The following is an 8,864-nucleotide window of genomic DNA, read 5'->3' on the forward strand; positions in this document are numbered from 1 at the left end:
ATAGAGTTTTATCTGTGTAGACATCATATTAGAAGGACGTTCGGCGTTCCGTAGGAACGCTATCTTTAGAACATTTATCTTATTATAGATATCAACCCTGCGGATTGATTGATAGACTTGCTCTTATTTCTACACAGATTCCGCTCCTAAAGGAGCAAAGCTCTTTCACTTTAAAAAACTTCAATATTAAATTGTGCTATCTGCGAAACATTTGCGCAATTAGTGTTTAAAGCCAAAAAAAAGCTGTTCCAAATTTGAAACAGCTTTATATCTTTAAAATCGTAAGTAATTAAAACTTAATTACAGATTTCATTCTTTCGTTTTCTTCCATTACCAACTCGTCGTCAACAAGGATTTTTCCTGAATGCTCATCGATGATGATTTTCTTTCTCTGAGCAATTTCCATCTGCTTTTGCGGCGGAATGGTGAAGAATGACCCTTTTGGAGCACCTCTTTCCAATCCTACAACAGCAAGACCGTTTGGAGAGTTTGTTCTGATTCTGTTGTATGAAGCCAATAATCTCTCATCAATTTTTTCAGAAAATTCTTTTGATTTCTCGATAAGATATTCTTCTTCTTTCTGAGTTTCAGAGATAAGACCTTCCAATTCTTCTTTTTTGAATTTCAGGTGATTTTTAAGCTCATCAATTTTTGAGTTCAATTCGCTTAACGTTTCGTTTTTGTGACCTATTTTAGCACCGAATTCTTTAATTCTTTTCTCTGCAAGCTGGATTTCAAGCTCCTGATATTCAATCTCCTTACCTAATGCTTCAAACTCTTTATTGTTTCTTACATTATCCTGCTGAGATTTGTATTTTTCAATTAAAGTTTTTGCATGGTTTATTACTTCATGCTTTGTTTTGATCTGGTCGTCCTGATCTTTGATTTCTGCATGAAATTTTTCAGCTCTTTTTTCAAGACCTTCGATTTCAATCTCAAGATCCTCTACTTCGATTGGCAATTCTCCTCTTGTATTTCGGATTTCGTCCAATCTAGAATCAATGATCTGCAAATCGTATAAAGCTCTTAACTTCTCTTCAACTGAAATATCGTTGGTTTTTGCCATATTTTAAATGAAATAATTTACCGGGTTTGTTTTCTCAATAGATTTTGAGATTGCAAATGTACTAAATTTTTGTGACAATATTTCAAATAATTGTTGAGTTACAAATTGTTCTGATTCAAAATGCCCGATATCACAAATCATCATTTTCGAATCGGCAAGGAAAAAATCGTGATATTTTACGTCTCCCGTAAGATAAGCATCACATTTTTTGGAAATTGCAGAACGGATTCCGCTTGCGCCCGAACCGCCCAGAACTCCTACTCTTTTAATTTTTTTATTATTGAAATCCGAATGACGGATCATCTCCAAACTGAATTTATCCTTTGCAAATTTCAGAAAATCTTTTTCATCCATCGGCTCATCAAGATCGCCATACATTCCCAATCCTGAATAATGGTTGGTGTTTTCAAGGCTGTAAATCTGGTGGGCAACTTCTTCATACGGGTGTGCCGTTTTCATTGCATTAACGATCTGTCCCTGCTTATAATCCTCAAAAATCACAGAAATCATGTCTTCGTCTGCATTTTCACGGATATTTTGCTGTCCCGAAAACGGATTTGAACCTTCAATCGGCCGGAACGTTCCATTCCCGTTGATTTTGAAACTACATTCGTCATAAAACCCAATATTTCCTGCACCTGCCGAAAATAAAGCTTCCTTTACTTTTTCAGAATAATCTTTCGGAACGAAAACCGTAAGCTGTTTGAGGTTATTTTTTTTAGGCTGAAGAATTTTTATGTTTTTTAATCCCAACTGATCGCAAATTCCGCGGTTTACTCCAAAAAAATCATTATCGAAAGCGGTATGAATGGCGTAAATGGCAATTTTATTTTCAATAGCTTTTAAAACAGCTCTTTCCACATAGTTTTTACCCGTTAAAGATTTCAATCCTGAAAAAATAATGGGATGAAAACATACAATCAAGTTACAGTTCTTTTCAATGGCTTCCTCTACAACGTTTTCCAATGCATCATGGCATACCAGAATTCCGGAGACATTTCTGTCGGGAACACCGCATAATAAACCTATATTATCAAAATCTTCTGCCTGCTGAAGCGGAATTCTTTCTTCAATTTTAGCAATTACCTTACTTATTGTCATTTTATGATCTATGTTTGGTACGAAAATAGGGATAATTTGTTAATTTTAAAAAAACATCTAAAAATGGAAAAAGAGCACAATCTTATTCCCGAAGATGCTCTATGGAAAAGACACCTTTACCGCATCATATACCGCTCCGACACAAAGCTCGGAAAGCTTTTTGACATTATTCTGCTGTCGTTGATTCTCATCAGCACTGCTATTATTATGATGGAAAGTGTTCCGAAGCTGGATAAAAGATTTCATTACACGTTCATTATTATGGAATGGATTATTTCCATATTCTTTTCTGCGGAATATTTTTCGAGGATTGCCGTTATAAAAAATAAACGAAATTATATTTTCAGTTTTTTCGGAATTATCGATTTTCTGGCATTAATTCCTTTTTATCTGAGCTTTATTTTTCCTGTCACCAAATATTTCCTGATTTTCAGAATGCTGAGAATGCTTAGAGTTTTCAGGGTTTTCAATTTAATGGACTTCATGAATGACGGTTCTGTAATTGTGAGGGCATTAAAAAACAGCTCAAGAAAAATTTATATTTTCCTTTTATTTTTAATTATTTTCTCCGTGATTGTCGGCTCACTCATGTTTATGGTGGAAGGCGGAAGACAGGGTTTTGAAACTATTCCGCAGGCGATTTACTGGGCGGTTGTTACTGTTACAACGGTTGGTTATGGCGACGTTTCCCCGATTACTCCGATGGGAAAATTTTTTGCCGTAGTTTTAATGCTTGCCGGTTATTCTATCATCGCTGTTCCTACGGGAATTGTAACTGCCGAAATGAGAAACAAAAGACAGAATCTGGAAAAAGTATGCGACAGATGCGGAAATGAAGATATTGATGATGATGCAAGATACTGCAAACAGTGTGGCAAGAAATTAGCTTAGTAATAATACATACTCAATCTATTAACGAAACACCACAACAATCATGGAACCTAAAAAGAAAAATAAACCAAACAGCTTAGTTATTATCCTTTTCTCGATGATCGCGCTTATGATCGTGATTTACTTTATCCTTGTCATGTTTTTCCCTGCTATTTTTGATAGCATGACCACAGGTGAAATCCAGCCTGTTCCCAATAAATAAAGTTTTTTTTCATTTAAAATAACAAAGGCGATCTTTACAGACCGCCTTTTATGATGTTAAAAAATTCACTTTATTTTTTAATTGTTTTTACTACCTGCTTAGAGCCGTCTTTCATATCCAGCATCAGCAGATACATTCCCTGTTTCAGTTCTCCCAAATGAATCTCTGAATTAGGATTTTCGATAACTCTTATCAGTCTTCCGGAAACATCTGTTACAGAAACCGATCTTACCTGAGCGGCATCAGAAATATTAACAACATCGCTGAAAGGATTTGGGAATACTTTCAAGGTATTTTTATTGGCAGCCACTTCGGAAGTTCCTAAACTGTTTTTTGAAATATTAATGGTAAATGCTCCTTCCGGCTCATCCGACCATCCACTGTAATGACCGACATTTACGTAATAGGTGTTTCCTGAAAGTGTAGGTATAGAAACTGTTTCAGCACCACCCTGTCCTCCATTATCCACTGTATTTTCACAGTTCAATGCAGAACAATTTCCACTATACACACCGATCTGAGGATCAAAATCACTTCCTGCAGGCATCGTGACATTAATATTAAATGTACTTCCGTCTCCTACAAAAGTAAACCAGGTACCATCATTCATTTCATTAGAACATACGCTTACAATTCCCGAGTTATTGGTAGCTCCCGCTCCGTCGTTTTGCGCGTAAGTATAAGGGAAAGCAGTAGCAGATAATGCTCCAGAACAAGCATCATTTGCCGGTGGCGGAGGGAAAGTTCCTACGCAAATATTAAAGCTTTGGTTACTTCCTGCCCCATAATAACTGTACACTCTCACCAGATATGTTTCTCCTACCGTAAGACCTGATACAACTCCTGAAGGCGGATCTGAACACAGAATGCTTGATAATGCTCCACAACCTCCGCTGAATACCTGAAAATAAGTATCCGTGTCTCCTGCCGTACTTCCTACTGAGGCAATATTAAGAAGAGAAATTTTATGAGTCGCCGCAGTGGCTACAAATTTAAACCAAACATCATCATCTGCTTCTCCATAGCATGGACTTGGAGCAGTTCCTGAATCTGTTGCTCCTATTGTATATCCTGCAGTTACTGTTCCGCAGTTCAGATCTGGGTTTACAGGCAATGTAATTGCTGTTACACATTCATCATTAGCCGGCGGCGGCGGTGCGGTAGTAAACATCTGCTCTGTACATCCTGAAGATTCTCCTCCCGAACCTACTGCCACGATTTTAACGTAATGGGTAGTATTCGGAGCCAATGCAGCTGAAGGCGTATAACTATTGGTTGCTACAGAAACCTGATTCGCCACATTAGTTCCTCCTGAAGAAGTTCCGATCGAAACTTTATAGCTTGTTGCTCCTGCTGTATTGTTCCATGTGATGGTAGGAGTTAAAGGGATAAAAGTAGAATTATTTCCTGGATAGGTAACTACCGGACACGCAGGAACAGGATTAGGAGCCAGTCCCTGAATGGTAACAACGGATTTATAATTTACAAGATTTCCTGCAGGCGGTGAAGCCGGATCCGGATCTGTGTAATCATTTTTATAATAAAGAGTAGAATTTTGTGCTCCGCTATACACATACATTGCCTCATCATAATCATTATTATCGTAACCCGCAGAGTTTTCCTCTGCTGCAATAACCAGATTGGATGTATTGTTATAAGCGAAAGGCGTTGGAAAAACAATTTCGATCACTCCATTGTTATTGCTCACTGTTCCTGAAAAAACCTGCGTTAACTGAGCCGCTGGAATCCAGTCTGAGTCTGTACTGAAGGATGTTTTATTGGTAAGTCCCAAATACACCACCCATTGTGAAGAGCTTGAAATGGACATTGCAGGATCTATGTAGAATTTCAGTCCTGTAATGTTTCCTGCTGCGCTGGCGTTAATTTCCTGCTTTGTGAAAATCTGCTGCACGTACGAATAACCGTAGTAGGTACTGATTGGAGCTACTCCAACATCAGTGCTTCCTGAACCCAAAGTAATCTGAGCGGAAAAAGTCATACTTAAAAACAATAAGCATGAAAGTAAAAATTTTGTCATAAACTATCTATATTTTGTTGATTAGATACTAATTTAACAATAATATTTCAATTTTAATATTAAATTTAAATTTAAATTTAATTAACAAAAAAAATAGCGACTAAAGATTAGTCGCTATTATCATTTATGAAACGTATTAAAAATTATTTCTTAATCGTTTTTATCGTTTGCTTAGAACCATCTTTCATTTCCAGAGTAACTAAATACATTCCTTGTTTCAATTCTCCTAAATGAAGTTCTGAAGTAGGATTTGCAATAGTTTTTACCAATCTTCCCGCGATATCTGTAACCAATACATTTTTAACATTCGCTACATCGGAAATATTCAATACATCTGAGAATGGATTAGGATAAACTTTAATATTGTTTTTAGCATCTTTCACTTCATTTGTTGCTAATACAAGTGATGCATCATAAGCAGATACCTTGAATTGACCAACTGTTGAAGAAGAATAATTCCAAACACCAATCATCAATGTAGATCCCGGAGTTAATCCTGTAAGAGATACTAAAGAGAAGTTACCGTCTGCTGAGCTGTCATCATCACAACCAATTTGCGTAAGTGCTCCACAGCTTCCACTGTACACTCCTAAAACAGTATCCGTAACATTAGAACCAGAAACAGACTGAGTTTCAATTGTAATATTTCCACTTGCAGGAACTACTACAGAATACCACACATCTCTGTAACCAGTAGTCTGGCAAGAATGCGTAGCCGTAGCATCAGAGGTTTCTGTAGCACCAGCGTTAGTTGCTGTTAAAGCATTCTGTGCAAAAGTACCACCAGCTGTTAAAGCAACTGCACCAGAACAGTCATCATTTGCAGGAGGTACAGCTAAAGTTGTAAATGTTACAGGAACCCAAATAGACTGATCTGCAGCACTACAATTAGATCTTACCCAGAAATAATAAGTTGTAGAAGGTGTTAAGTTAGGTAATGTAGTTGTTGCAGCAGTTAAACCAGAAGCTGTAGGAGTTGTAGAACTGGTTGGAGCTGTATTGGTTGTACTGTAATACACATCATAACCATTCGCAGGTACAGGATTTGGTGCCGTCCAATTGACAACTGCTGAATTGTAAGTTAAAGTTGCTGAAGGCACTGTAACAACTGAAGGTTCAGAACATGTAGGAGTAACCACAATACTAATATCATCTACATACAAGTTATATTGGTTAGCAGCCGAATAAGCATTGAAACCAAAATAATAAACACCTGAAGCCGTCGGAGTAAAATCTACGAAGTTACTTGCGGATGTTGCGGTATTAATATTTGGATGATCAGCCAAAGCGTTTGTCATACTAGCATTATTTGCCGATGTACCATACGCAACCTTTAGTTTTTCAGCATAAGTTGTACTGTTATTTCCATATGTATACTTAATTCTATAAGAAACACCCGCAGTTAAGTTGATCCCCTGAGTATAGAACCATGCATTTGCATCGTTACTAAAATTATACAGATAAGTAAGCGCTTTAGTAGTAAATCCATAAGCACCAGGAGAACTTGTAGTCCAGTTATTACCAGTACCCGCATTTTCTAAAGAAGTACAAGAAGGTAATGCAGGTGTTGTTACACTTTCAAAATCCTGAGTATAAGGAACGTTTGTAGCTGTACATGCCGTTGTGAAACTTACAGGACCTGCCCAAGAACTTGTAGAACCGGAACCACAATTAGAACGAACCCAGACATAATAAGTTGTGTTAGCCGTAAGACCAGACAAATTGTAAGTTGTAACTCCAGCTGCAACACTAGCGGTTGGAGTAGTAGTAGCGGTAGGCGCTGTGTTGGTTGTGCTGTAATAAATGTTATATCCGTTTGCAGGAGCAGGATTTGGAGCTGTCCATGAAACGGTAGCACCTGAAGCTGTAATTGCGGATGAAGTAAGCACTGTTGGCTCAGTACATGCAGGAGTTAATTCTAATTTAAAATCATCAAACCCCATATAATATGGTGCAGTAGATGTCACAAATGCCTTGATACCAAATGTATAAACGCCTGAAGTAGTTGGTACATATGTTACAGTTACTTTGGTATAATTGGTACTATTTGAACCACCTGTTGCTGTTTGTGTTGAAGTAAGGAATGTGTTAAGACTAGTTGCTCCTGTAGAAGATTGAGCATTATTTACCAATACCTCATTCTGCCATCCCGTCAATCCATCTCCAACCCAATAGAATGAAAAATCGTATGATTGACCAGCGGTTAGATTAAATGAAGGTGTCCATAAATATGCTGCCGTAGTAGGATAATAAATAGTCATATAGTTAGGAGCAGATCTAGGATCATTATAAGTATTTCCAGATGCCGTTTGACTCGTAAACAGATAAGAAGAACTTAAACCTCCACTTGTTGCCCAACAACTTGGAGTAATTCCGTTTCCAACTGTTGTCATGCTATCAAAATTTTCAGTCCATGGGAAAGTTGATATCGCTGCTGCAGGAGCAGATACAGCAATAGGAGTTGAATTGGTCGTTATTCCGGAACCTGAACATGTAACAGCACAATAAAAGGAATTAGCAGCACTTACAGTTGTTGTATATGTAGATGTTGTTGCTCCTGCAATTGCTCCTGAATTGTTATACCATTGGTAACTAACTCCTGATCCTGCTGTAGAATTCTGCAAACTTAATGTTGTAGAATATGGAGAAGAGCATGGTGTACTTGTTGCCGTTGCTAATGTATTTCCAGGATTAGGAGCACCAGAGCAAGCTGTTGCAGTGTAGGTTAATTGTGTCTGATACCTTCTTGTTTGAGTGGTATAACTAGTAGTTGTAGCTGCAATTGCAGATGAAGCACTGGTTCCCATCGCCTGAGCAGTAGTTGTAGTATCATATAACCATTGGAAGGCACCTCCTGTAAATGGAGTTACCGGAGTACCTGATGGAACCCAGTCAATATATACTTCAATAGCACCTCCTGAATAATTGAAAGTGTTTGATGTATTATTATTGAAAGTTACCCAACCTGCGGCTGCAGGAAAATTAGTAGTACTATTTATCGTAGCACTATAAAATAAAGTTGCCCCTCCAACCATAGTACTCCAGGCAGTACCACTGGCTAAAACAGTAGCAGAGCTATTTTTAAGATAGACATTCAATGTCCATGCATTACTGCCCGACACATTAAACGCCGTACTCTTATAATAGGCAATACTATTAATTGTTGCTCCGGGAACAACAGATGCACCACTCAAATCGGCAGCCGTAAGCAGCTGTACAGATTTTGAGTGGTGAAATGAACTCGTACCACTGGAACGATAGATAGGATCACCATTTGTACCAGCTGTTGCTGTACTGGCTCCTGCACCTATCGTTACTGTAGTTTGCGCAGTGATGCCTACATAGAGGAACATCAAACACATCAGTAAAAGTTTTTTCATGTTTAAGTAAAAATAAAATTAGGTGATGTAAAAGTAAAAATAAATTTTAATTTAATTAACTAAAAATTTATAAATAATTCATATTTAATAATAAAACAAACTATTATTAAACTAATTACTAAACAATCATTTGAATAATTAAATAAATAACAATTTAAAAATTAAATACAATACATTGTTTATCAG

At 37.2% G+C, this 8,864-nt stretch carries 6 protein-coding genes; 2 read left to right on the forward strand and 4 right to left on the reverse strand.

All coding sequences use genetic code 11. The annotated features are described in order from the left end of the window. Positions 1-289: 289 nt before the first annotated feature. Both DD829_RS00370 and DD829_RS00375 read right to left on the reverse strand, forming a co-directional pair. Positions 290-1,066: a zinc ribbon domain-containing protein gene (locus DD829_RS00370; protein ID WP_076392508.1), complete on the reverse strand. Its 777-nt coding sequence runs from the start codon at positions 1,064-1,066 to the stop codon at positions 290-292. A 3-nt stretch (positions 1,067-1,069) separates the two neighbouring features. Beyond that, positions 1,070-2,167: a Nif3-like dinuclear metal center hexameric protein gene (locus DD829_RS00375; RefSeq protein WP_108409641.1), complete on the reverse strand. Its 1,098-nt coding sequence runs from the start codon at positions 2,165-2,167 to the stop codon at positions 1,070-1,072. A gap of 63 nt (positions 2,168-2,230) precedes the next feature. On the opposite strand from DD829_RS00375, the gene DD829_RS00380 reads away from it, so the two are divergent. Then, complete coding sequence (locus DD829_RS00380; protein WP_076392504.1) at positions 2,231-3,058, forward strand: ion transporter; 828 nt, start codon at positions 2,231-2,233, stop codon at positions 3,056-3,058. 43 nt (positions 3,059-3,101) lie between these two features. Beyond that, positions 3,102-3,260, forward strand: a complete 159-nt coding sequence (locus DD829_RS23415) for a hypothetical protein (protein WP_165796599.1) — start codon at positions 3,102-3,104, stop codon at positions 3,258-3,260. A 70-nt stretch (positions 3,261-3,330) separates the two neighbouring features. Here DD829_RS23415 and DD829_RS00385 read toward each other — a convergent pair whose 3' ends face one another. Continuing rightward, positions 3,331-5,298 carry a T9SS type A sorting domain-containing protein gene (locus tag DD829_RS00385; RefSeq protein WP_108409640.1) on the reverse strand — a complete coding sequence of 656 codons (1,968 nt, stop codon included), beginning with the start codon at positions 5,296-5,298 and terminating at the stop codon, positions 3,331-3,333. Positions 5,299-5,441: 143 nt separating this feature from the next. Beyond that, positions 5,442-8,660, reverse strand: a complete 3,219-nt coding sequence (locus tag DD829_RS00390; protein ID WP_165814833.1) for a fibronectin type III domain-containing protein — start codon at positions 8,658-8,660, stop codon at positions 5,442-5,444. Between the last annotated feature and the right edge of the window lie 204 nt (positions 8,661-8,864).

This window comes from Chryseobacterium sp. HMWF035, assembly GCF_003094695.1.
GTDB lineage: Bacteria > Bacteroidota > Bacteroidia > Flavobacteriales > Weeksellaceae > Chryseobacterium > Chryseobacterium gambrini.

Coding starts and splice junctions, on each gene's coding strand:
- DD829_RS00375 (WP_108409641.1), bottom strand. CDS start 2,167: ATGACAATAAGTAAGGTAATTGCTAAAATTGAAGAAAGAATTCCGCTT.
- DD829_RS00380 (WP_076392504.1), top strand. CDS start 2,231: ATGGAAAAAGAGCACAATCTTATTCCCGAAGATGCTCTATGGAAAAGA.
- DD829_RS00390 (WP_165814833.1), bottom strand. CDS start 8,660: ATGTGTTTGATGTTCCTCTATGTAGGCATCACTGCGCAAACTACAGTA.
- DD829_RS00370 (WP_076392508.1), bottom strand. CDS start 1,066: ATGGCAAAAACCAACGATATTTCAGTTGAAGAGAAGTTAAGAGCTTTA.
- DD829_RS00385 (WP_108409640.1), bottom strand. CDS start 5,298: ATGACAAAATTTTTACTTTCATGCTTATTGTTTTTAAGTATGACTTTT.
- DD829_RS23415 (WP_165796599.1), top strand. CDS start 3,102: ATGGAACCTAAAAAGAAAAATAAACCAAACAGCTTAGTTATTATCCTT.